This is a genomic window from Pseudomonas spartinae (assembly GCF_965197125.1).
In the GTDB taxonomy this organism is placed as follows: Bacteria; Pseudomonadota; Gammaproteobacteria; order Pseudomonadales; family Pseudomonadaceae; genus Aquipseudomonas; species Aquipseudomonas composti_A.
Window position 1 is genome coordinate 36,937 of sequence record NZ_CBDAMB010000012.1, and the last position, 22,077, is coordinate 59,013.

Genomic DNA, 22,077 nt, shown 5'->3' on the forward strand with positions numbered 1-22,077 from the left:
GTGCCATGCAAACTGCCAGCAACACCCCATCAGGTTTCCAGGAGCCGCCGATTTCCCGGCTCGATCCGCAAGGCGTTCTGCTTACCTGCAACGCCGCCTACCTGGACATGAGTGGCTACGCCGAACACGAACTGCTCGGCAAGCCACACCAACTGCTCAACCATCCGCACATGCCGGCTGCGGTGATCGCCAGCATGTGGCAGGCGCTGCACGCCGGTGTGCCGTGGACGGCGCCGGTGATGATCCGTCGCAAGCAGGGCGACGCGCAGTGGCGCAGCCTCTACGTGGTGCCGCTGTTCGACGACGGCAAACTGGCAGCGCTGGGTACCGTCTACCAACCCATCGAGCCGGCGCAAGTGCGCCAGGCCGAACGCCTCTATGCGCGCCTGGCGCGCGGCCAGGCGCCGTGGAGTGCGCTGCAACGCCTTGGCGAACTGCTGCTGGGGCATGGCCTGCAACTGGCGCTCGGCCTGGGCCTGGCGCTGGCCACTGTGCAGGGCTATCTGCCCCTGGCGCTGGGGGCGCCGCTGCTGCTGGCGCTGGGCCTTGCCGGGCTGCAACCGGCACTGCGTCAGCGTCAGTTGAGCCGCGCCCTGCTCGCCCAGCACATGCAGGCCTACAGCGACCCGTTGCTGACCCCGCTGCACGCCCGGCACCCCGGCCCGACCAGCCTGCTGGCCATGGCCCTGGACAGCCAGCGCGCACGCATGAGCACGGTGATGTCGCGCATCTGCATCAACAGCGTGGTGTTGCGCCAGCAGGCACAGACCTCGGCCGACGTGGTGGAGCACTCGGTCGAGCAGCTGGATCGCCAGGTACGCGAGACCGAGCAGACCGCCGCCGCGATCAACCAGATGAGCGCCACCATCCAGGAACTGTCGCGCAACCTGCAGCACACCGCGCAGGCGGCGCAGAACGCCGATCAGCTGGCACGCAATGGCGAGCGCCTGTCCGATGACAGCCAGCATTCGGCGCAGACCATGCGTCACTCGGTGAGCGAGATAGGCCAGGCGGTTGGCAGCCTGGCGGCGGCCATCGAGTCCATCGGCGGCGTGGCCACGGTGATCCAGAGCATCGCCGAGCAGACCAACCTGCTGGCCCTCAACGCGGCCATCGAAGCCGCCCGCGCCGGCGAGTCCGGCCGCGGCTTCGCGGTGGTCGCCGACGAGGTGCGCAGCCTCGCCTCACGCACCCGAGAGTCGACCCACGAAATCCAGCGCTCACTGGAAAGCCTGCGTCAGGACAGCGGCACGGCCCTGGCCACCGCACAACGCGGCGAACAGGCGGCCCTGCGTGCCAGCAGCGATGCCGAACAGGCGCGCCAGGCGTTGACGCGCATCTGCGCCGAGGTCGCGCAGATCAGCGGCATGAGCCTGCAGATGGCCGCCGCCATCGAGCAGCAGGGCCAGGTCGCCGAGCAGATCAACCAGCAGATCACCGAGATCGCCGGCTTCACCGAGCGCACCAGCCAGCAGGCTGGACGCACCAGCGCAATCAGCCAGGCACTGCACCAGTTGGCCGAATCACAGTTGGGACTGGCGCAGCGCTTCCTCAAGGGTTGAGAACCTGGCAGCCAGGTACAACAACTTGGCCGCCAGGATCAAGCCACAGCCGGCAACGGGCGATTGAATGACACACAAAGGCGTCGCTCCATGCCGGCGCCTCTCGCTCCACTCGCCCAGCCAGGAGGCCCTCCGATGAAGCGGCTACTCGTTCTGCTGCTCCTGCTCGCCAGCACCACCGCCCATGCCGAGGAAGTGCTGCGCGTCTATGGCTGGAAGGACTACATCGACCCACAGGTGCTCGAGGACTTCCGGGCGCAGACCGGTATCAGCGTCGACTACCAGGGTTTCACCACCTCCGACGAACTGCTCGAGGCACTGGCTGCCGGTACCGATTATGACCTGGTGATGCCCAGCCATTTCATGCTCGAACAATTGATCGCCGAGGGCCGCCTGGCGCCATTGGATACAAGCCGGCTGCGCCACTATTCCAGCCTCGACCCATGGCTGCTGTCGACCCTGGCCGGCATCCCCGCCGCCAACCGTCACGTGGTGCCTTATCTGTGGGGTTCCATCGGCCTGGTGGTCGATCCGCAGCTGGCCCAGGCGCATTACAGCGGCCTATTGCCCAACAGCTGGAGCCTGCTGTTCGACCCACAACAGGCAGCGCAACTCAGCGGTTGCGGTCTGGGCCTGCTGGATGCCGCCGAGGAAACCGGCTCGCTGCTACTCAATTACCGTGGCCGGCGCCTGGCGGCCAGCAGCGACCGGCAGATCACCCGCCAGTTGCAAGGCCTCGAACAGGTCGCGCCACTGCTGCACAGCCTGGACAACTGGGCGTTCGTCGACGAGTTGATCGCCGGCCGACTGTGCCTGGCCATGGCCTGGAGCGGCCATGCATTGCGCGCCATGGAGGGCAACCCGAAGTTGCTCTATCAGATTCCCGACGAGGGAGCGGCCATCACCATCGATACCCTCGCGATACCGACCCACGCCGCCCATCCGGACCTCGCCTATCGCCTGATCGACTTTCTCATCGATCCACCCGTGGCCATTCGTAACGCCAGCGCCACCCGTTTCTACGCGCCCCTGCCCAGCGACTCGCCCAGCATGCAGGCCTTCGTCGCCGCACACCCGGCCCAGGTGCTGAGCGCCGAGCAACGGCGCCGCAGCTACCTGCTGGAAGGCCTGCCGCCTCGCCGCAAGCAGGTACTCGACAGCGCCTGGGAGCGGATCAAGGCCGCACGCCACTGATCCATCCCCGGCGCCAGGTTGGCAGGCATCTACAAGAAGCTGTCCCTCACGTTCAATTCCACCCTCGCGGGCGCTGCTATGAATAGCGCCCAGATACCCTCGGCCCGGGCCCGTTGCTGCCCGCATGCCCCAGCCGGCCACAGAGGCACAGAACCTCGGGCCGCCTCAACTCCGGAGTGCTTCATGAGCGAAATCCAGTTACTGCCCCAGGTGCGCGAGTTCCTCCAGCGCAGCCATGCCCATTTCATCGACGGCCAGTACCGCGCGGGCACCTCCAGCCGGCACGTTCCCATCGTCAACCCGGCCAACGGCGAAGTGATCGCACAGATCACCTGCGCCACCGCCGACGAGGTCGAGTCGGCCGTCGCGGCCGCCCGGCGCAGCTTCAAGGGCGAGTGGGCACAGACTTCGCCTTATCAGCGCGGCGTGGTCCTCAACCGCCTGGCCGACCTGATGGAAGCCAACGGCGAGGAACTGGCGCAGCTGGAAACCCTGTGCTCGGGCAAATCCATCCACCTCTCGCGCATGTTCGAAGTCGGCCAGAGCGCCATCTTCCTGCGCTACTACGCCGGCTGGACGACCAAGATCAACGGCGAAACCATGAGCCCGTCGTTCCCCTCCATGGCCGGCGAACAGTACACCGCCTTCACCCGCCGCGAGCCGGTCGGCGTGGTGGCCGGTATCGTGCCGTGGAACTTCTCGGTGATGATCGGCGTGTGGAAGATCGCCGCCGCCCTGGCTACCGGCTGCACCCTGGTGCTCAAACCCAGCGAGTTCACCCCGTTGACCCTGCTGCGCCTGGCCGAGCTGGCGATCGAGGCCGGCGTGCCGGCGGGTGTATTCAACGTGCTCAACGGCACCGGCGAGGTCGGCGCCCGCCTGATCGAACATCCTCACGTGGCCAAGGTGTCCTTCACCGGGTCGGTGCCCACCGGCCTCAAGGTCGGCCAGAGCGCCATGGCCGCCAACCTCACGCGCGTGACCCTGGAGCTGGGCGGCAAGAACGCCGCCGCGCTGCTGCCGGATGCCGATATCGACGGTGCGGTGGCCGGCCTGATCCAGACCGGCTACGTGCACCAGGGCCAGGTCTGCGCCGCACCGGAGCGCATCTACGTGCACCGCTCGCGCCTCGACGAGACCCTGGCCAAATTCACCGCAGCACTGCAGGGCATGAACATCGGTTCACCGCTGGATGAAAGCGTCAACTTCGGCCCGCTGGCCAACAAGCCGCAGTTCGACAAGGTCGCGCAGTTCCTGCAACTGGCCCGCGAGCAGAGCAAGGTGGTGTGCGGCGGCAAGCCTCTGGCCCGCGCCGGCTACTTCGTCGAGCCGACCGTGGTGCTGGCCAACGGCCCGCAGGACCGCCTGCTGCACGAGGAAACCTTCGGCCCGATTCTCTGCGTGCTGCCTTATGACGAAGTAGAAGAGCTGCCAGGGCTGATCAACGATTCGCCTTTCGGCCTCACCGCCAGCATCTGGACCAACGACCTGTCCCGCGCACTGCGCCTGATCCCACAGATCGAGGCCGGCACGGTGTACGTCAACATGCACACCTTCCTCGATCCCTCGGTGCCCTTCGGCGGTATCAAGGCCTCGGGTACCGGGCGCGAATTCGGCAGCGCCTTCATCGACGACTACACCGAGCTGAAGTCGGTGATGATCCGCTACTAAAAAGTTACAAACGGGCCGCCTGCCACAGGCAGCGGCCCACCCTCCTCTGCCCCCTGCGGCCTCCCCCACAGCCCCTCCGAACACTGCCCGCGGCCCACTACAGGCGCAGGCACTCACCTGCCCGAAGCCAATCGCCCGTCGATCTCAAATCGACATCGCCTGGCAATTTCTGGCTCAAAAAATGCTTGAACATTCACGTTATTTGTCAAGTGTGCAGAAACGACACAAACAGCGCACCAAAACACCAAGAATAAAGCGAGGCTGCCCCATGAGCGTGCATACATCCCGTGATTTCGAACGCTGGAACCACAACGTTCACAGCGTTTGCGGACGTTTCGAAACCCGTCCGTCCTGGCATGACGCGTCTTTCATCGGCGAGATCGAGCGCATCGACCTGGGCGGCCTGGAGATTGCCGACATCAGCACCAACGCCATGGCCATCAATCGCCAGCGTGGCAACAGTGCCCGCGCCGATGATCGCTACTACTTCCTGGTGATGCAGCGCGAAGGAATGATGGCCATCGACCAGGGTGATCGCGAGTTCATGCTCTACCCCGGCGACATGGCCCTGCTCGATTCGGCGCAGGCCTTCGAGATGAAGCCGCAGGGCCTGATTCGCCAGCTTTCCGTGCACCTGTGCCGGGACATGGTCGACCCGCTGCTGCCGGTGGCGGCGCGGCGCTTCGGCAAGCTGGAGAAGGAAAGCCCGACCGGGCACCTGCTACAGGGCATTCTGCAGCAGATCGCCAACGGCGAGCTCGGCTCGGCGCCCCAGAACCACTACGGCTCTGCACTGCAGAACGCCTTGATCGCCCTGCTGCCCCCCGCCTTCCACGACGAACAGTTGCTCGAACCGGGCCGACCGCTGCGCCGTCTGGCGGAGAAGATCATCAGCGAGTCGCTGCCCAATGCGCCGACACCGACCGAGCTGGCAGCAAAACTGAACGTGTCGGTGCGCAAGCTGTACCGTCAGTTCGAGATCGACGGTGACAGTATCTGCCGCTATATCCAGCGCCAGCGTCTGGAGCGCAGCGCCAGGGAGCTGGCCGATACCGGCAACCAGGCGTTACCGATCACCACCATCGCCTACAAATGGGGCTTCACCGACTCGGCGCATTTCTCCCGCGTGTTCAAGCACTGCTACGGCATGTCACCGCGGGCTTACCGGGCCGCCGCCCTGAGCCGCCAACTGGCAGGCCAGGCGCACCTGCACGGCTGACTCGACGCGAGTCAGATCTCGGAAAGGTTGTCGAACATGGCAGCCAAGGTCTGATTGAGCTTGCGGATCTGCGCCTCGGTCATGCCCTTGAAACCAGCTTGGAACAGTTCGGCGGTGACTTCGTGCATGGAGAAATAGGCCTGACGGCCCTTTTCCGTGATGGAGACCTGGGTCACGCGACCGTCGACATCGCTCTGGCGGGTATCGACCAGACCATCGTCCTTCATCCGGTAGACGATCTTGGTGATGGTCGACAGCTTGGCCACGGCGAACTCGGAAATCTCCGAGATGCTGGCATCCTGGGTTTCGTAAAGGATGTTGAGAACACGCCAGCGAGGAATGTCGAGATCGACCTTCTTCAACAACCGCTCCATGCTCATCGAATAGCGAGCATGAACACGCACCAGCCAATAGAACGGGAACTCTTCCTTGTGGAACTCTTCGCTAATCGGGTTATAGCGATTGCGACGTTTCTTCGGCACCTTCATGGACTGACCGCTGCGATGGGAACAAGCCGGGATAATAGATAATTCCAGTATTCGTTGCACCGTGACAGAGCGCCTCACGGGCCGTAGCGCCTCGCCAGAGGCTCTGGCGAGGCAGCTGTTTCAGGCGTCAGAAGTGGAAGGCAACGACCAACTGGCTGTACAGATTACGGTCGTTGTTGCCTAACTGGGCACCGCCCTCGTCAGCGCTTTTCTTCGGCTGATACAGGCCCACCACCGGCATCACCACCAGATTTTCGGTCAGCCCCAGCTCGGCATAGAGATTGAACTCGCGACCGGAGAAATCGCCCCGATCACGATCGAGCGTATCGAAATCGAACCAAAGCGCACCGATGCTGAGATTTTCCAGTGGCGTGGCCCGCACCCCGACATGATGCACACGGCTGTTGGAGTTGAACGGGCCGGCGTAGTTACCCGCCACCTCGCCCTGGAACCAGGTGCCGAAGCCTCGGCTAAAGCCGTAGAACAGCGGGTCGAAGCCTTCCGAGAAACGGCTGTAGCGGTAGGTCAAGGTCGGCGACCAGGCGACATCGGCGAAGGTCCAGCCGGCCTCCAGGTACCAGGCGTTTTCGTCAGGCCCCTGGTCACGATCCTGCCGCGCGTACTCGCCGGACAGCGACAGGTTTTCCACGCCGGCATTACCCGCTGCACGCAGGCTGTAGGTCTCCATGCCCTTGCGCTGAAGCTGTGTGGGCGAAGCGTAGTTTTCGTCGACATCGCGGGTACGGATGTAGGTGAGGCCAACCGTACCGGCATCGGCCACGTGCTCCAGGGTTCCGACGTAGAGTTCGGTCTTGGCCTGCGCGCGGTTGTCTGACTTCAACCACATCAGGTCGCCGCGCCAGCCCTGCTGCCCGCCCAGACGCAGCACGGCGGTCTGGTCGAACGCCTTGCGCGCGGCCAGGTAGTAGGCACCGCCACGGTTGAACTCACCATCGGCCAGGCCCTTGCCGATGTTCAGCGCATCACCGTTGATCAGGAAGCCGTCGCCGACCATGACGTTCTGCCGGCCGAACGAGACATCCACGCCGTCCTCGCCGAGTGCCTCGAAGAGATTGCCCGAGCGCCAGCCGAGGTAGGCGTCCTCGATTTTCGTGGTGCGCTCGGAGCCATCGGAGAAGCCCGCCGCGTCACCGTCGCCCCAGGTCGCCGAGCTGAGCAGGGAGAAGGCGCCATAGCCACTGCCCATGCTGCCCAGCCCCTGATCCAGGCTCAGACCATATTTGACGTAGCCCTCTCGCCAGGACGAGCTGCCTTCCTGCAGGCGGCCACTGGCCGCGTAGTTCTCACCGCTGTGGAAAATGCCGAATGCGGCTTCGAGATTGCCCTGCAGGCGTGTGTCGTCATCGGCATAGAGTTCGACTGCAGCGGCCGGCAACGCGGTCCCGATCAGCAAGGCAAGAGTGGATAGATGAAACGTTGGCAATTTGCGCATAGCGATCCCCAGTGTCGTGAGTGGAGTTGGCGAGACTCGACGCTATGTCCAATGCCCCCGCGCGAACTTTCATCTGCCTGCCATTCATTTGCCGATGCCTGCCAGATCGCGCCATGGAGCGCCAGAGGGCTGGAGACTGGCAGGCAAATACAAGTTTCGTGCAGGCGCTTACAAGTCACCAGGCAGCGTTTTTAGGATCGTTGTGATGCCCATTCCCCATCACCTGCTCCCGGAGAAAGCCCGTATGTTCAGCACCCGCCTGGCCCGACCGCTACAACCTCCGAGGGCAATGCCTTGCATGCCCAAGAACAAGGAGAACTCCATGCGAACCCCCTGGATCATCCGGCAGACAGCCCTTGCGCTAGCTCTGTCCCTGGCTGGGCTCAGCGCCCACGCCGATCTACCCAATGACACCATCGGCCAGGAAACCCTGCCCTTCCCGCCATCGCCGCACCGTGCCTACATCATCGACGCCGAGTTCGAGAACCTGGTGACCGGCCGCATCACCGTGGTCGATCCCGAGAGCAAGCGCATGCTCGGCATGATCAGCACCGGTTTTGCCGCGCCGTCGACCCTGGGCCGTGACGGCAAGCACCTGTACACCGCCGACCTCTACTACTCGCGCGGCGTACGCGGTACCCGCACCGACGTGCTCACAGCCTGGAACACCAGCACCCTGTCGCCAGACTGGGAAGTGGTGATCCCGAGCAAGCGCGGGGTCATGCTGCCGGAGCCGCATGCCCTGGGCACCAGCGCGGACGACCGCTTCGTCTACATCTACAACTTCACCCCGTCCACCTCGGTCACGGTGGTCGACACGCAGGCCAAGAAGGTGGTCAGCGAGATCTCGATTCCCGGCTGCGTACTCAACTACCCGGTCGGCAAGCGCCGCTTCGCCTCGCTGTGCGGCGACGGCAATCTGCAGGTAGTGACCATCGACGACTCCGGCAAGGAGGTCGCCCGTAGCCACACTGCCTTCTTCGACCCCAACGCCGAGAAGCTGGTAGAGCGTGCCTACGCGGTAGGCGACACCTACTACTTCGTCAGCACCACCGGCACCGTTCGCGGCGTGGACTTCTCCGGCGACAAGCCGAAGATCATTCCCGCCTGGGAGCTGGTGACCGACGCCGCCGACAAGAAGGCTGGCTGGGCGCCGGGCGGCTGGCAGTCGATTGCCGTTGCGCCGAAGCTCAATCGCCTCTATGTGCTGATGCACGACGCACACGAACCGCTGAAGTGGGAAGACCCTAGCCCGGTGATCTGGGTCTTCGACCTCAAGACACACAAGCACATCGGTACCCTGGAAGCTCCCGCGCCGATCTGGAGCCTGCGCGCCACCACCGACGACAAGCCGCTGCTGCTCGGCGCCAACGTCATCGGCGGCCTGGAGGTCTTCGACCTGACCAGCGGCAAGCACAACGGTACCGTGGAAAAAATCGCCAAGACCGCGATTTACGTCCTCAGCCACTGACGAGGTGCCGTCATGCAACCTGATCCGATCTTCGTCATAGCCGCCGCCATCACGGTGGCGGTGATCCTGGCCAGCGCCGCGACCCACAAGTTGCGCGCGCCAGCCCGCTTCGCCAGTCAGCTGGAAAACTATCAGCTGCTGCCACAAGCGCTGGTGCGCCCCGTCGCCCGCATGCTGCCGTGGCTCGAAGCGGTATTGGCCTTCACCCTGCTGGTGCCGATGGCTCGCCATTTCGCCGCACTCGGCGCCGCCGCCCTGCTGGCCAGTTACGCGCTGGCCATCGCCATCAACCTGTGGCGCGGTCGTCGCGACATCGATTGCGGTTGCGCCGGGCCGCAGCAGGATCAGCCGATCCGTCCGCTGTTGCTGGCACGCAACGCCGTACTGGTAAGCCTGGCATTGGTCGCCAGTGTTGCCCCACAGAGCCGCGACCTGGGCCTGTTCGATGGCTTCGTCGCCATCGCCGCCAGTGCCGTGGCCCTGCTCATCTACGCCACCGCTGATGGCCTGCTGGCCAACAGCCCCCGTCTGCTCAAACTCATCGGAAGGTGAATCATGGAAGCTATGATCGTTTCTAACATCCTGTTGTGGTGCCTGCTGATCGCTCTGGCCTTCGCCGTCATGGGCCTGGTACGCCAGATCGGCGTGCTGCATGGCCGCCTGGCGCCCGCTGGCGCGCTGATGGTCGACAAGGGCGTGGCCGTCAACGAGCCTGCCCCGCAAGTGACTGCCGCCGACCGCAGTGGTCGCCCGGTGAACTTCGGCTACGCCGGCGAGAAGGCGCAATTGCTGTTCTTCCTCTCGCCCACCTGCCCGATCTGCAAGTCGCTGCTGCCGTCGATCAAATCCATCGCCAAGGAGCAGGCTCATCGCCTCGACGTGATCTACGTCAGCGACGGTGACATGGACGCGCAAAAGGCGCTGATCGCCGAGCACAAGCTCGAAGACGCCACTTACGTGGTCGGCCCGGAAGTGGGCATGACCTACCAGATCGGCAAGCTGCCCTACGCCGCCCTGATCGATAACGCCGGCGTGCTGCGCGCCAAGGGCCTGGTCAACTCCCGCGAGCACCTCGACAGCCTGTTCGAGACCGAGCACCTGGGCAGCGCCACCCTCCAGCAGTACCTGCACAACAGCCAGCCCGCCCACGGCGCGCACAACCACTGAGCCAGGGAGCCCTGACATGAAATTGCTAGATCGCTTGTTCGAACGCTCCACTCGCCACGTGGCCGACACCACCTCGCGGCGCAACTTCCTCGGTCGCCTCGGCTCGCTGATGGTCGCCGGCGCCGCCCTGCCCCTGCTGCTGCCCATCGACCGCACCAGCAAGGCCCTGGCCGCCGAAGCGCCCAAGGCCGGTGATCCGGGCGACCCCAATAGCTGCGACTACTGGCGCTACTGCTCCATCGACGGCTTCCTCTGCAGCTGCTGCGGCGGCTCCGTCACCTCTTGCCCACCGGGCACCGAGGTATCGCAGGTCAGCTGGATCGGCACCTGCCGCAACCCGGGCGATGGCAAGGACTACATCATTTCCTACAACGACTGCTGCGGTAAGCACAGTTGCACCCAGTGCGCCTGTACCCGCAACGACAGCGAGGAACCGCTGTATCGCCCCTTCAACAACAACGACATCAACTGGTGCCTGGCCGCCAAGTCGAACATCTACAACTGCACCATCGCCGTCATCCGCGGCGTCGCGATCTGAGAAAAAGGGGGCCAGCATGCGTAAGCTCATCATCGGACTGGCCTGCGCCATGGTCGCCCCCCTGGCCATGGCTCGGGCGATCCCCGATCCCAACCAGAAACACGCGCCGGGCAACGAGTCGCCACAAACGCCGATTGCCCAGGCCGGCTACAGCACACCGGTCAACTACCAGTTGCAGTGCGCCGGCTGTCATCTGGGCGATGGCACCGGCTCGAAGATCAACGACACGCCGAAGATGAAGGACTTCGTCGGCAACTTCCTCAAGGTCGAGGGCGGGCGCGAGTTCCTGGTGCGCGTGCCCGGCATGTCGCAATCGGCGCTCAACAATGCGCAGCTGGCCGACCTGCTCAACTGGTTGCTGGACAAGAACGGTATGGCGGGTGCCAGCATGCCGGAGCACTACCAGCCCTACAGCGAGAACGAAGTCGCCCGTCTGCGCAAGGTGAGCATGCTCAACCTTCCTGACACCCGCGCACACCTGATCGAGCAGATGCGCGAGCAAGGCATCGTTATCGATGATGGTATGAGCGACAAAACCCCCTGAGCCATTGGTCGGGCTGGCTGCATGAGGCGCCAGCTCTTATGCTGCACTCTTTTAGTGCGAGCCTGCCCGATGACTCTGTCCGATCTGCTGCTGTTGGCCCTCGCCGGTTTCGCCGCCGGGGGCATGAACGCCCTGGCTGGCGGCGGCACCTTCTTCTCCTTCCCTGCCCTGCTCGCTACCGGTCTGCCGCCGGTGACGGCCAATGCCACCAACGCCGTGGCACTGTGGCCGGCCAGCCTGGCTGGGGCCTGGGCCGCACGCGCTTCGCTGCGACCACTCGGCCGTTATCTGCTGCCCCTGTTGTTCGCTGGTCTGGCGGGCGGTTTGCTCGGTGGCCTGTTGCTGCTGGCTGGCGGCGACGACGTGTTCCGCGTGCTGATTCCCTGGCTATTGCTGGCCGCCACCGCGTTGTTCGCCGCCAGTCCCTGGCTGGGGCGCTGGCTGGCCGCACGGCGCAGGGAGGCCGAGCACCCACCGCACACGCCGCTGTCGTTGGGCGCGCACATCGGTGTGTCGATCTATGGCGGCTACTTCGGCGCCGGCATGGGCATCCTGCAGCTCGCCGCGTTCTCCATCGAAGGTCACCCGCTGGCCCGCGCCAACGCCCTGAAGAATCTGATCTCGGCGGTGATCTACAGCATCGCCACGCTGACCTTCGTCATCGCTGGGCGGGTCAGCTGGTACGAGCTGGTCATCCTGCTCACCGGCGCCACGCTCGGCGGCTATGCCGGCGGCGCCCTGGGCGAGAAGCTGCCACCGGCGCTGCTGCGCAGCTTCGTGATCATCGTGGGTAGTTCGATGACGCTCTATTACTTCTGGAGTACCTACTTCTCTGCGTAATAAAGCGACGCCTTTGTAGGAGCGGCTTCAGCCGCGATGGCCGGTGGGTGCCTGGACAGCATCGCGGATAAAACGCAATGCCGCCCAGCCGCTCCTGCAAGCGCCTATCGATCAGCCCGCTGATTTGCCCGTACGGCGCGGCTCTGCTAGTGTCGCGACCGTTCCAGAATCAGCGAGAACCCGCGCCATGGCCCGCAAGAAAGCCGCCCCCGACTTCGAACACTCCCTCGCCGAGTTGCAGACTCTGGTCGAACGCATGGAGAGCGGCGAGCTGTCGCTGGAGGACTCGCTGACCGCCTTCGAGCAAGGCATCGGCCTGACCCGAGAATGCCAGGCCGCCCTGGCCCAGGCCGAACAGAAGGTGCAGATCCTGCTGGAGCGCGACGGCGAGTTGCAGGCTGCGCCCTTCGACACGGACGAATCGGCATGATCGCGGCGTACCAGAAACGCTGCCAGAGCCGCGTCGACGGCGCCCTGGAGGAGCTGTTTCAAGCGCCGCGCAGCGAACTCGAACGTCTCTACCAGGCCATGCGCTACAGCGTCATGAACGGTGGCAAGCGCGTGCGCCCGCTGCTGGTCTACGCCGCCTGCGAAGCGCTTGAGGGCGATATCGAACGAGCCGACGGCGCCGCCTGCGCGGTGGAGCTGATCCATGCCTATTCGCTGGTGCATGACGACCTGCCGGCGATGGACGACGACGACCTGCGTCGCGGCCAGCCGACCACCCACAAGGCGTTCGACGAAGCCAGCGCCATCCTCGCCGGCGATGCCCTGCAAAGTCTGGCCTTCGGCGCACTCGCCGATCGCCGGCGCAACCCGCAGGATGCCGAGACGCGCCTGCAGATGATCGAAATCCTGAGCCAGGCCGCAGGCCCTGCAGGCATGGTCGGCGGTCAGGCCATCGACCTCGGCTCGGTCGGCGTGCGACTCGACCAGCAAGCGCTGGAGATCATGCACCGGCACAAGACCGGCGCACTGATCGAGGCCAGCGTGGCACTCGGCGCCCTGGCCAGCGGCAACGCCGACGAACTGACGCACAAGGCCCTGCTGCAGTACGCCCGGGCCATCGGCCTGGCCTTTCAGGTGCAGGACGACATCCTCGACGTGGAAAGTGACACCGCGACCCTGGGCAAGACTCAGGGCAAGGACGAAGCCCACGACAAGCCCACCTACCCGGCCCTGCTCGGCCTCAGTGCGGCCAAGGACTATGCCCTGGAGCTGCGCGACCAGGCCCTGCACATGCTGCGCCCGTTCGGCAACAGCGCCGAACCGCTGCGCGAGCTGGCGCGCTATATCGTCGAGCGGCGCAGCTAGCAGCCTGTTGAACAACTACCTGCCAGGCCGCTCTTGTAGGAGCGGCTTCAGCCGCGCTAGCCGCCTGCCCATCATTGTCATCTATGACTGCATGATCGCCGTATAAGGCTTGCTTTACCCCGGCCACCAACCTCCTAAGATGGCTCCATAACGACAAGACGTCCGGAGCCGCCATGCCCTTCCCCGCCCTGCTGATCGCCAACCGTGGCGAGATCGCCATCCGCATCGCCCAGGCCTGCGCCGACCTTGGTATCCGTAGCGTTGCGGTATTCGCCGCGGATGACAGCGCCTGCCTGCACACGCGCAAGGCGGATCTGGCATTGCCGCTCGCAGGACGTGGCGTCGCAGCCTATCTGGATATGGATCAGCTGATCGCCATCGCCCGCGAACAGGGCTGCACGGCCATCCACCCCGGCTACGGTTTTCTCGCCGAGAACGCCGAGTTCGCTCGCCGCTGCCAGGCTGCCGGGCTGACCTTCGTCGGCCCTACGCCCGAGACGCTGCAACTGTTCGGCGACAAGGCCGCCGCCCGCGAACTCGCTCAGCGCTGCGACGTGGCGCTGGTGCCGGGTCTCAATCACGCCATCACGCGGGAACAGGCCGATGCCTTCTTGCGCGAGCACGGCAGCGTGATGCTCAAGGCCCTGGCCGGCGGCGGCGGACGCGGCATGCGTGCGGTGGACGATCCGGCGCAACTGGCCGAGGCCTTCGCCCGCTGTACCTCCGAAGCCCAGGGCGCCTTCGGCAGTGGCGCGCTGTACGTGGAGAAGCGCGTGCGCCGCGCCCGGCATATCGAAGTGCAGGTGCTCGGCGACGGCAGCGGCGCGGTCAGCCACCTGTGGGAACGCGACTGCAGCCTGCAGCGCCGCCACCAGAAGCTGGTGGAAGTCGCCCCCAGTCCCGATCTGGATGTGGCTACCCGTGATGCCATCATCGCCAGCGCCCTGCGCCTGGCCGCCGAGGTGCAGTATCGCGGCATCGGCACCTTCGAGTTCCTGCTCGACCTCGACCAACCAGGGCGCTTCTACTTCATGGAAGCCAACCCGCGTGTGCAGGTGGAGCACACCGTCACCGAACAGATCAGCGGCGTCGACCTGCTGCACACACAACTGCACCTGGCCGCTGGCAAAAGCCTGGCCGAGCTGAACCTGCTCACGCCGCCAGCGCCCAATGGCTACGCCGTGCAGGTGCGCCTGAATCTGGAAACCTTGCTAGCCGACGGCAGCGCGCGCCCGGCCGCTGGCGTGCTCAGCGCCTACCAGCCACCGTCCGGCCCGGGCCTGCGTGTGGATGGTTGTGGCTATGCCGGCTACGCCGTCAGCCCGGCCTACGACTCGCTGGTGGCCAAGCTGATCGCCAGCGCCAGCGACTACCCCGGCGCCCTGCGCCGTGCCTACCGGGGGCTGTGCGAATTTCGCCTCGAAGGCGTGGCGAGCAACCTGCACCTGCTGCAGAACCTGCTGCAATGCGAGGCGGTGATCGCCCACCGGGTCGACACCACCTATGTCGAGCGCCACCTGAGCGATCTGCTGGCGGCGCGCGAGCAGGCCCACCCGCACCGTTATTTCGCCGCTGACGCCGCGCTGCACAGCGCCGATGCCACTGTCGAAGCACCGCCTGGCACGCTGACTCTGAGCGCCCCTTGCGCCGGCGTGCTGGTCAGCCTGGCGCTGGCCCAGGGTGATGCCGTGGCCGCCGGCCAGACCATCGCCGTGCTGGAGGCGATGAAGATGGAGTTCGAGGTCAAGGCCGAGCACAGCGGTATCGTCCACGCGCTGGCCGTGGCCCCCGGTGACACCATAGTCGAGGGCCAGGCGCTGGCGTTCCTGCAGCCGGCCGAGGTCGATGGCCTCGCCGAGCACGGCGAGCAGGCGCTCGACCTGGCGCATATCCGCGCCGACCTGGCAGAGGTGCTCGAACGCCACGCTCGCCTGACCGATGCGCGCCGCCCCGAAGCCGTTGCCAAGCGCCGCAAGACCGGCCAGCGCACCGTGCGGGAAAACCTGACCGACTTGCTCGATGCAGACAGCTTTATCGAATACGGCGCCATGGCTCTGGCCGCCCAGCGCCGACGACGCTCGCCCGAGGAACTGCTGGAGCTGAGCCCGGCCGACGGCCTGGTCGCCGCTATCGGCACAGTGAACGCCGCGAGTTTCGGCAGTGAGGCCGCACGCTGCATGGCCATCGCCTACGACTACACGGTATTCGCCGGCACCCAGGGCGTGATGAACCACAAGAAGACCGACCGCATGCTGGCCCTGGCCGAGCAATGGCGCCTGCCGGTGGTGCTGTTCGCCGAGGGCGGCGGCGGCCGACCGGGCGATACCGACTTCGTCGGCGTAGCCGGGCTGGACTGCCACACCTTCGTCGCCATGGCCAAACTCTCCGGCCTGGTGCCGACGGTGGGCGTGGTTTCCGGTCGCTGCTTCGCCGGCAACGCCGCGCTGCTCGGCTGCTGCGACGTGATCATCGCCACTCGTAACGCGACTATCGGCATGGCCGGCCCGGCGATGATCGAAGGCGGCGGCCTCGGCAGTTTCACCCCCGAGCAGGTCGGCCCGACCGACGTGCAAGGCCCCAATGGGGTGATCGACGTGCTGGTGGAGGACGAAGCCGAGGCGGTCACCGTGGCCAAGCAGTACCTGGGGTATTTCCAGGGCCCGGTGAGCGACTGGCAGTGCAGCGATAGCCGCGAGCTGCGCCAGGTGATCCCGGAAAACCGCCTGCGCGTGTACGACATCCGCAAGGTGATCGAACTGCTGGCCGATCACGGCAGCGTGCTGGAACTGCGCCGCCAGTTCGCCCCCGGCCTGATCACCGCGCTGATCCGCATAGAAGGCAAGCCGTTCGGCCTGATTGCCAACAACCCCGCGCACCTGGGCGGCGCCATCGATGCCGTGGCTAGCGACAAGGCCGCACGCTTCCTGCAACTGTGCGAGGCGCATGACCTGCCCATCGTCTCGCTGTGCGACACCCCCGGTTTCATGGTCGGGCCGGAGGCGGAGAAGCAGGCCACGGTGCGCCACGTTTCGCGCCTGTTCGTCACCGCCGCCAGCCTTACGGTGCCGTTCTTCACCCTGGTACTGCGCAAGGGTTACGGTCTCGGTGCCCAGGCCATGGCCGCCGGCAGCTTCCATTCGCCGCTGTTCACTGCCGCCTGGCCCAGCGGCGAATTCGGCGCCATGGGCCTGGAAGGTGCAGTGCGCCTGGGTTTTGCCAAGGAACTGGCAGCCCAGCCGGACGAGGCCGCACGCCAGGCGCTGTTCGACAAGCTGGTGGCCAAGGCCTACGACAACGGCAAGGCACTGAACATGGCCAGCTATCTTGAGATCGACGCCGTGATCGACCCGGCCGACAGCCGCGCCTGGCTGCTGCGCGGTCTCAATGCGGCGCCGCGTCCGCCACGGCGCGACGGCAAGAAACGTCCATTCGTCGACACCTGGTAAGGACATCTCCATGCCTATCGATCACCGCCTGCTCGCCGTCAACGGCATCGAACTCAGCCTGTACAGCGCCGGCCCCGAGCACGGCAAGCCGGTGTGGCTGCTGCATGGCTTTCCCGAATGCTGGTACGCCTGGCATCCGCAGATCGAGGCGCTGGCCGCCGCCGGCTACCGCGTGCTGGCCCCGGAAATGCGCGGCTATGGTGCCAGCAGCGCGCCGTCTGATCCGGAGGCCTATGACCTGATCACCCTGTGCGGCGATATTCAGGCCGCCATGGACATGCTCGGCCAGCGCGAGGTGGCGGTGGTCGGCCATGACTGGGGCGCGCCGGTGGCCTGGCACCTGGCGCTGCTGGAACCGCAGCGGGTCAAGGCGCTCGGTGCGCTGTCGGTGCCCTTCGGCGGCCGGCCTAAGCGACCGGCCATCGACATGATGCGCGAAGCCTACGCCGGGCGTTTTCATTACATCCTCTACTTTCAGCAGCCGGGGCTGGCCGAGGCGGAACTGGACGAAGACATCGGCCGCAGCCTGCGCCTGCTGCTCGGCGGCCTCGGCGATGCCCTGCTGGCGACGGACAAGCCGGCCGATGCGCGGCTGTTCGACGGCATGCCGGACGACCTGCCGCCGCCGCCCTGGTGCAGCGAAGCGACCTTCGCCCACTACCTGCGCACCTTCGAGCGCCACGGTTTTCGCGGCGCGCTGAACTGGTACCGCAATTTCGAGCGCAACTGGCAGCGCACTGAACCCCTGGCCGGGCTGCAGGTGGCGCAGCCGACGCTGTTCCTGCTTGGAGAGAACGACCCGGTCGGCCGCTTCGAGGCGCCGACACTCAAGCGCATGGCCGACCAGGTGCCGCGCCTGGAACGCCACGATCTACCCGGCGCCGGCCACTGGCTGCAGGCCGAATGCAGCGAGCGGGTCAGCGCCCTGCTGCTGGACTTCCTGCTCAGGCACTACCGTTGACGGCGAAATGGATAGCAGATTGGGCTGTTTTCCTGGCATCAGGTAAACTGCCGCATCTTTTACGCCTATAACGATTCGCCTGATGCCGACCACTTTCCACGAGATCCCCCGCGAGCGCCCGTTGACGCCGCTGCTCGACAGCGCCAACACGCCGGACGAACTGCGCCGCCTGGCCGAAGCGGACCTGGAAACCCTCGCTGACGAACTGCGCCAATACCTGCTCTACAGCGTTGGCCAGAGCGGCGGGCACTTCGGTGCCGGCCTCGGCGTGATCGAGCTGACCATCGCCCTGCACTACGTCTTCGACACCCCCGATGACCGCCTGGTGTGGGACGTCGGCCATCAGGCCTACCCGCACAAGATCCTCACCGGCCGCCGTGAGCGCATGGGCAGCCTGCGCCAGAAGGACGGCCTGGCCGCCTTCCCACGGCGCGGCGAGAGCGAGTACGACACCTTCGGCGTCGGCCACTCCAGCACCAGCATCAGCGCGGCACTGGGCATGGCCATCGCCGCCCGTCTGAAGGGCGAGAAGCGCAAGAGCGTAGCGGTGATCGGCGACGGCGCACTGACCGCCGGCATGGCCTTCGAGGCGCTCAACCACGCCACCGATGTCGGCGCCAACATGCTGGTGATCCTCAACGACAACGACATGTCGATCTCCAAGAATGTCGGCGGCCTGTCCAACTACCTGGCCAAGATCATCTCCAGCCGCACCTACGCCAGCATGCGCGAGGGCAGCAAGAAGATCCTCTCGCGCCTGCCCGGCGCCTGGGAAATCGCGCGCAAGGTCGAGGAACACGCCAAGGGCATGCTGGTGCCCGGCACCCTGTTCGAGGAACTGGGCTGGAACTACGTCGGCCCCATCGACGGCCACGACCTGCCCACGCTGCTGGCCACCCTGCGCAATATGCGCGACCTCGATGGCCCGCAGTTCCTGCATGTGGTGACCAAGAAGGGCAAGGGCTTCGCCCCGGCCGAGGCCGACCCCATCGGCTATCACGCCATCACCAAGCTGGAACCGGTGACCCCGGTCGCCGCGCCGAAGAAGCCAAGCGGCCCGAAATACTCCAACGTGTTCGGCCAGTGGCTATGCGACATGGCCGCCGCCGACAACCGCCTGGTCGGCATCACCCCGGCGATGAAGGAAGGCTCCGATCTGGTGGCCTTCAGCGAGCGCTTTCCCGATCGTTACTTCGACGTGGCGATTGCCGAGCAGCACGCCGTAACCCTGGCCGCCGGCATGGCCTGCGAAGGCGCCAAGCCAGTGGTAGCGATCTACTCCACCTTCCTCCAGCGCGCCTATGACCAACTGATTCACGACGTGGCCGTGCAGCACCTCGACGTGCTGTTCGCCATCGACCGCGCCGGCCTGGTCGGCGAAGACGGCCCGACCCACGCCGGCAGCTTCGACCTCTCCTACCTGCGCTGCATCCCCGGCATGCTGGTGATGACCCCGAGCGACGAGAACGAGCTGCGCCGCATGCTCACCACCGGCCACCTGTTCGACGGCCCGGCCGCCGTGCGCTACCCGCGCGGCACCGGCCCCAACGCGCCGCTCGATGCTGGCCTGGCGCCGCTGGAGATCGGCAAGGCAGTGGTGCGCCGCCAAGGCAAGGGCGTCGCCCTGCTGGCCTTCGGCGTGCAACTGGCCGAAGCCCTGCGCGTCGGTGAAACCCTGGACGCCACGGTGGTCGACATGCGCTTCGTCAAACCACTGGACGAAGCCCTGCTGCGCGAACTGGCAAGCAGCCACGCGCTGCTGGTGACCATCGAGGAAAACAGCATCATGGGCGGCGCCGGCAGTGCGGTCAGCGAATTCTTCGCCGCCGAGAACCGCCAGGTAGCGATGCTGCACCTGGGTCTGCCGGACTACTACGTCGAACACGCCAAGCCGAGCCAGATGCTCGCCGAATGCGGCCTGGACGACGCCGGTATCGAACGCGCCGTACGTGAGCGCCTCGCCCTCCTGCAGGCCTGAGCATGAAGCCCGCTCATCGCTAAATGAGCGGCGCTTGCTTGTGATTCATATGCGCGCGCACTAAGGTGCGCGCCATTCATGTTCCGCCAGGGTGCGCTGCGCAAGCGGCGTTAAACGGGAAGTCGGTGCGATGCCGACGCTGCCCCCGCAACGGTAATCGATGGCAAGCGCTGAGCTTGCGCCGCGTCCAACAGCCACTGGGCCCAGCCTGGGAAGGCGGACGCGGGTCGACAGCCCGGAGACCGGCCAAGGCGGTGCGACTGGTGTTGCGGAGGGCGACACGGTCAAGCGCTGCCCTGCCTGCGCTTGCGTCTACCCTCCTCGAACGTCTGCCGACCGTTGAGGAAAGAGAATGAAACTGTCCCGTCTGGCTCTGGCCATCGCCGTCATGCCTGGTCTTTCGCTGGCCGCCGAGCCCTATGTCGCCGAGCCGCTGATCGTCACCTCCGGACGCCTGGCCGAACCGCAAGCGCAGACCACTGCGGCCACGACCGTGTTCGAGCGGGACGATATCGAGCGTCTGCAGGTCAGCAGCGTCGCCGAGTTGCTGGAGCGTGTGCCAGGTCTCAGCATCGTCCGCACCGGTGGTGCTGGCAGCCAGACGGGCGTTTTCCTGCGCGGTACCAGCACAGCACAAACCCTGGTGCTGGTCGACGGCCAACGTATCGCGGCGGCCTCCAGTGGCACCAGCAGCCTGGAGTTCCTTGCCCCGGAGCAGATCGAGCGTATCGAGGTAGTACGTGGAGCGCGTTCGGCACTCTATGGTTCGGACGCCATTGGCGGCGTGATTCAGATATTCACCCGCCAGGCCGATGGCCAGGGCCTCAAGCCTTACGCGCGCCTGGCGGCTGGCAGTGACAGCACCTACCAGCGCAGCCTCGGTCTCTCCGGCGGCGACGAGCGCACCCGTTTTCATCTGGGCGCAGCCCTGGACGAGACCGCCGGCATCGACGCCACTCGAGACGGTTTCGGCGCCAATGGCGACGACGATGCCTACCGCAACCGCTCGCTCAGCCTGAATCTGTCGCACCGATTCAATGACGATCTGCAGGTCGGGCTCAGTGCTCTCGATCAGCGTGGCCAGGTGGAGTACGACGATGTCTTTACCGGCCTGCTGCCGACAACGGACTTCCAGGTCAGCAGCCTTTCCGGGTTCATCGACGGCCGCCTCAACGAGCGCTGGAGCAGCCGCCTGGAAATGGGTCACAGCAAAGACCAGCGCGACACGGGTGATGACTCACCGGCAGCGCCAGACTATTCATTCTTTACGTACACCACCTATCGCGACTCGGCGAGCTGGGTGAATACCCTGACCCTCACCGACCACCAGCAAATTCTGACTGGCGCCGACTGGTATGAGGATCGCCTGCAAAGCAGCGCGGACTTCGCGGAGGATTCACGCTGGAACCGTGCGGCCTTCGTGCAACACCGTTACACCGGCGACACCTTCTCGACCGAGCTGGGATTGCGCCACGACGATAACCAGCAGTTCGGCAGCGAAAACACCTGGAACGCGGCACTGACCCTACCTCTTAACAGTGCCAACGACCTGATTCTGTCGTACAGCGAAGGTTTCCGAGCGCCGACCTTCAACGATCTCTACGATCAGTGGTACGGCAACCCCGACCTCGCGCCGGAACGCTCCAAGAGCTACGAGCTGCAATGGCGCAGCCGCTACAGCAACACAGGATCGTTGCAGGCTTCCGTGTATCGAACTGATATCGAGGACGCCATCGTCCTGGATCAGAACTTCATTCCACAGAACGTCCAGACAGCCCGGATTCATGGCTTCGAAGCTGCCGTACAGCAGGAACTGTTCGGTTGGCAGAGCAGTCTCGCTCTAGCCCTGACCGACCCGCGTGACCGCGCCAACGGCCATACCCTGCAACGCCGCGCCAAACGCACGTTGAACCTGGACCTCGACCGCCGCTTTGGCGATGTGTCGGTGGGCGCAGGCTGGCGTGCAATCAGTGGCCGCTACGACGATGCCGACAACGAGATCGAAATGAGCGGCTACGGTCTGCTAAGCCTGCGCGCCGCCTGGCAGGCCAATGAGGAACTGGGGCTGAGCCTGAAGCTGGATAATCTGCTGGACAAGGATTACGCAGAAGCGACCTACAGCACAGCCAATGGCCGTTTCGGCTACAACAGCGCCGGGCGTACCGCGCTTTTCGCCGTAACCTGGACGCCGCAACTCTGACCTTGGCGCGTACGGCGCATCCTACGACCGC

General features: G+C 65.6%; 18 protein-coding genes and 1 riboswitch. Of the genes, 16 read left to right on the plus strand and 2 right to left on the minus strand.

Annotated elements, in window-relative coordinates:
* The first annotated feature begins 5 nt into the window (after positions 1-5).
* The 4 genes from ACN8M7_RS21575 (at position 6) to feaR (ending at position 5,646) form a co-directional block, all read left to right on the plus strand.
* Positions 6-1,562: a methyl-accepting chemotaxis protein gene (locus ACN8M7_RS21575; protein WP_490262136.1), complete on the plus strand. Its 1,557-nt coding sequence runs from the start codon at positions 6-8 to the stop codon at positions 1,560-1,562.
* Positions 1,563-1,697: 135 nt separating this feature from the next.
* On the plus strand, positions 1,698-2,756 hold the full coding sequence (locus ACN8M7_RS21580) for an extracellular solute-binding protein (protein ID WP_490262137.1): 1,059 nt from the start codon (positions 1,698-1,700) through the stop codon (positions 2,754-2,756).
* 183 nt (positions 2,757-2,939) lie between these two features.
* A complete protein-coding gene (locus tag ACN8M7_RS21585; RefSeq protein WP_490262138.1) occupies positions 2,940-4,427 on the plus strand; it encodes an aldehyde dehydrogenase family protein in 1,488 nt (495 codons plus the stop codon).
* A 268-nt stretch (positions 4,428-4,695) separates the two neighbouring features.
* Entirely contained in the window at positions 4,696-5,646 is a 951-nt protein-coding gene (gene feaR, locus ACN8M7_RS21590; RefSeq protein ID WP_490262139.1) for a transcriptional regulator FeaR, read from the plus strand.
* Positions 5,647-5,657: 11 nt separating this feature from the next.
* Here feaR and ACN8M7_RS21595 read toward each other — a convergent pair whose 3' ends face one another.
* Positions 5,658-6,134 carry a MarR family winged helix-turn-helix transcriptional regulator gene (locus ACN8M7_RS21595; RefSeq protein WP_061240767.1) on the minus strand — a complete coding sequence of 159 codons (477 nt, stop codon included), beginning with the start codon at positions 6,132-6,134 and terminating at the stop codon, positions 5,658-5,660.
* 127 nt (positions 6,135-6,261) lie between these two features.
* Positions 6,262-7,587, minus strand: coding sequence for an alginate export family protein (locus ACN8M7_RS21600; RefSeq protein WP_490262140.1), 1,326 nt, complete (start codon positions 7,585-7,587; stop codon positions 6,262-6,264).
* A gap of 322 nt (positions 7,588-7,909) precedes the next feature.
* On the opposite strand from ACN8M7_RS21600, the gene ACN8M7_RS21605 reads away from it, so the two are divergent.
* The 12 genes from ACN8M7_RS21605 to ACN8M7_RS21660 all read left to right on the plus strand — a co-directional run bounded on the left by ACN8M7_RS21605 (position 7,910) and on the right by ACN8M7_RS21660 (position 22,046).
* The gene (locus ACN8M7_RS21605) at positions 7,910-9,058 is read left to right on the plus strand and encodes an amine dehydrogenase large subunit (protein WP_490262141.1); all 1,149 of its coding nucleotides are present in this window, start codon (positions 7,910-7,912) and stop codon (positions 9,056-9,058) included.
* Between the two features lie 12 nt (positions 9,059-9,070).
* Positions 9,071-9,610 (plus strand): MauE/DoxX family redox-associated membrane protein, encoded by a 540-nt coding sequence (locus tag ACN8M7_RS21610; protein ID WP_061240764.1) that lies wholly within the window; start codon positions 9,071-9,073, stop codon positions 9,608-9,610.
* A 3-nt stretch (positions 9,611-9,613) separates the two neighbouring features.
* On the plus strand, positions 9,614-10,225 hold the full coding sequence (gene mauD / locus ACN8M7_RS21615) for a methylamine dehydrogenase accessory protein MauD (RefSeq protein WP_490262142.1): 612 nt from the start codon (positions 9,614-9,616) through the stop codon (positions 10,223-10,225).
* Between the two features lie 16 nt (positions 10,226-10,241).
* On the plus strand, positions 10,242-10,763 hold the full coding sequence (locus tag ACN8M7_RS21620; RefSeq protein WP_061240763.1) for a methylamine dehydrogenase light chain: 522 nt from the start codon (positions 10,242-10,244) through the stop codon (positions 10,761-10,763).
* A 16-nt stretch (positions 10,764-10,779) separates the two neighbouring features.
* Positions 10,780-11,307: a hypothetical protein gene (locus tag ACN8M7_RS21625; protein WP_061240762.1), complete on the plus strand. Its 528-nt coding sequence runs from the start codon at positions 10,780-10,782 to the stop codon at positions 11,305-11,307.
* A gap of 69 nt (positions 11,308-11,376) precedes the next feature.
* Positions 11,377-12,147 (plus strand): sulfite exporter TauE/SafE family protein, encoded by a 771-nt coding sequence (locus tag ACN8M7_RS21630; RefSeq protein WP_490262143.1) that lies wholly within the window; start codon positions 11,377-11,379, stop codon positions 12,145-12,147.
* A 187-nt stretch (positions 12,148-12,334) separates the two neighbouring features.
* Positions 12,335-12,577 (plus strand): exodeoxyribonuclease VII small subunit, encoded by a 243-nt coding sequence (locus ACN8M7_RS21635; protein ID WP_490262144.1) that lies wholly within the window; start codon positions 12,335-12,337, stop codon positions 12,575-12,577.
* A complete protein-coding gene (locus tag ACN8M7_RS21640; protein WP_061240759.1) occupies positions 12,574-13,461 on the plus strand; it encodes a polyprenyl synthetase family protein in 888 nt (295 codons plus the stop codon). Before ACN8M7_RS21635 ends, ACN8M7_RS21640 begins: the two co-directional genes overlap by 4 nt.
* Positions 13,462-13,634: 173 nt before the next feature.
* The gene (locus ACN8M7_RS21645; RefSeq protein ID WP_490262145.1) at positions 13,635-16,907 is read left to right on the plus strand and encodes an acetyl-CoA carboxylase family protein; all 3,273 of its coding nucleotides are present in this window, start codon (positions 13,635-13,637) and stop codon (positions 16,905-16,907) included.
* Positions 16,908-16,917: 10 nt separating this feature from the next.
* Positions 16,918-17,868, plus strand: a complete 951-nt coding sequence (locus ACN8M7_RS21650; RefSeq protein WP_490262146.1) for an alpha/beta fold hydrolase — start codon at positions 16,918-16,920, stop codon at positions 17,866-17,868.
* 82 nt (positions 17,869-17,950) lie between these two features.
* Complete coding sequence (gene dxs, locus ACN8M7_RS21655) at positions 17,951-19,846, plus strand: 1-deoxy-D-xylulose-5-phosphate synthase (RefSeq protein WP_490262147.1); 1,896 nt, start codon at positions 17,951-17,953, stop codon at positions 19,844-19,846.
* 72 nt (positions 19,847-19,918) lie between these two features.
* A riboswitch (cobalamin riboswitch) is annotated at positions 19,919-20,111 on the plus strand.
* Between the two features lie 87 nt (positions 20,112-20,198).
* A complete protein-coding gene (locus ACN8M7_RS21660) occupies positions 20,199-22,046 on the plus strand; it encodes a TonB-dependent receptor domain-containing protein (RefSeq protein ID WP_490262148.1) in 1,848 nt (615 codons plus the stop codon).
* Positions 22,047-22,077: the final 31 nt, after the last annotated feature.

Excerpts from the sequence above, each read along its gene's own strand:
- ACN8M7_RS21635 (WP_490262144.1), top strand. The coding sequence starts at position 12,335 with ATGGCCCGCAAGAAAGCCGCCCCCGACTTCGAACACTCCCTCGCCGAG.
- ACN8M7_RS21600 (WP_490262140.1), bottom strand. The coding sequence starts at position 7,587 with ATGCGCAAATTGCCAACGTTTCATCTATCCACTCTTGCCTTGCTGATC.
- ACN8M7_RS21605 (WP_490262141.1), top strand. The coding sequence starts at position 7,910 with ATGCGAACCCCCTGGATCATCCGGCAGACAGCCCTTGCGCTAGCTCTG.
- ACN8M7_RS21630 (WP_490262143.1), top strand. The coding sequence starts at position 11,377 with ATGACTCTGTCCGATCTGCTGCTGTTGGCCCTCGCCGGTTTCGCCGCC.
- mauD (WP_490262142.1), top strand. The coding sequence starts at position 9,614 with ATGGAAGCTATGATCGTTTCTAACATCCTGTTGTGGTGCCTGCTGATC.
- feaR (WP_490262139.1), top strand. The coding sequence starts at position 4,696 with ATGAGCGTGCATACATCCCGTGATTTCGAACGCTGGAACCACAACGTT.
- ACN8M7_RS21625 (WP_061240762.1), top strand. The coding sequence starts at position 10,780 with ATGCGTAAGCTCATCATCGGACTGGCCTGCGCCATGGTCGCCCCCCTG.
- ACN8M7_RS21580 (WP_490262137.1), top strand. The coding sequence starts at position 1,698 with ATGAAGCGGCTACTCGTTCTGCTGCTCCTGCTCGCCAGCACCACCGCC.
- ACN8M7_RS21575 (WP_490262136.1), top strand. The coding sequence starts at position 6 with ATGCAAACTGCCAGCAACACCCCATCAGGTTTCCAGGAGCCGCCGATT.
- ACN8M7_RS21595 (WP_061240767.1), bottom strand. The coding sequence starts at position 6,134 with ATGAAGGTGCCGAAGAAACGTCGCAATCGCTATAACCCGATTAGCGAA.
- ACN8M7_RS21620 (WP_061240763.1), top strand. The coding sequence starts at position 10,242 with ATGAAATTGCTAGATCGCTTGTTCGAACGCTCCACTCGCCACGTGGCC.
- ACN8M7_RS21585 (WP_490262138.1), top strand. The coding sequence starts at position 2,940 with ATGAGCGAAATCCAGTTACTGCCCCAGGTGCGCGAGTTCCTCCAGCGC.
- ACN8M7_RS21660 (WP_490262148.1), top strand. The coding sequence starts at position 20,199 with ATGAAACTGTCCCGTCTGGCTCTGGCCATCGCCGTCATGCCTGGTCTT.
- ACN8M7_RS21650 (WP_490262146.1), top strand. The coding sequence starts at position 16,918 with ATGCCTATCGATCACCGCCTGCTCGCCGTCAACGGCATCGAACTCAGC.
- ACN8M7_RS21610 (WP_061240764.1), top strand. The coding sequence starts at position 9,071 with ATGCAACCTGATCCGATCTTCGTCATAGCCGCCGCCATCACGGTGGCG.
- dxs (WP_490262147.1), top strand. The coding sequence starts at position 17,951 with ATGCCGACCACTTTCCACGAGATCCCCCGCGAGCGCCCGTTGACGCCG.
- ACN8M7_RS21640 (WP_061240759.1), top strand. The coding sequence starts at position 12,574 with ATGATCGCGGCGTACCAGAAACGCTGCCAGAGCCGCGTCGACGGCGCC.
- ACN8M7_RS21645 (WP_490262145.1), top strand. The coding sequence starts at position 13,635 with ATGCCCTTCCCCGCCCTGCTGATCGCCAACCGTGGCGAGATCGCCATC.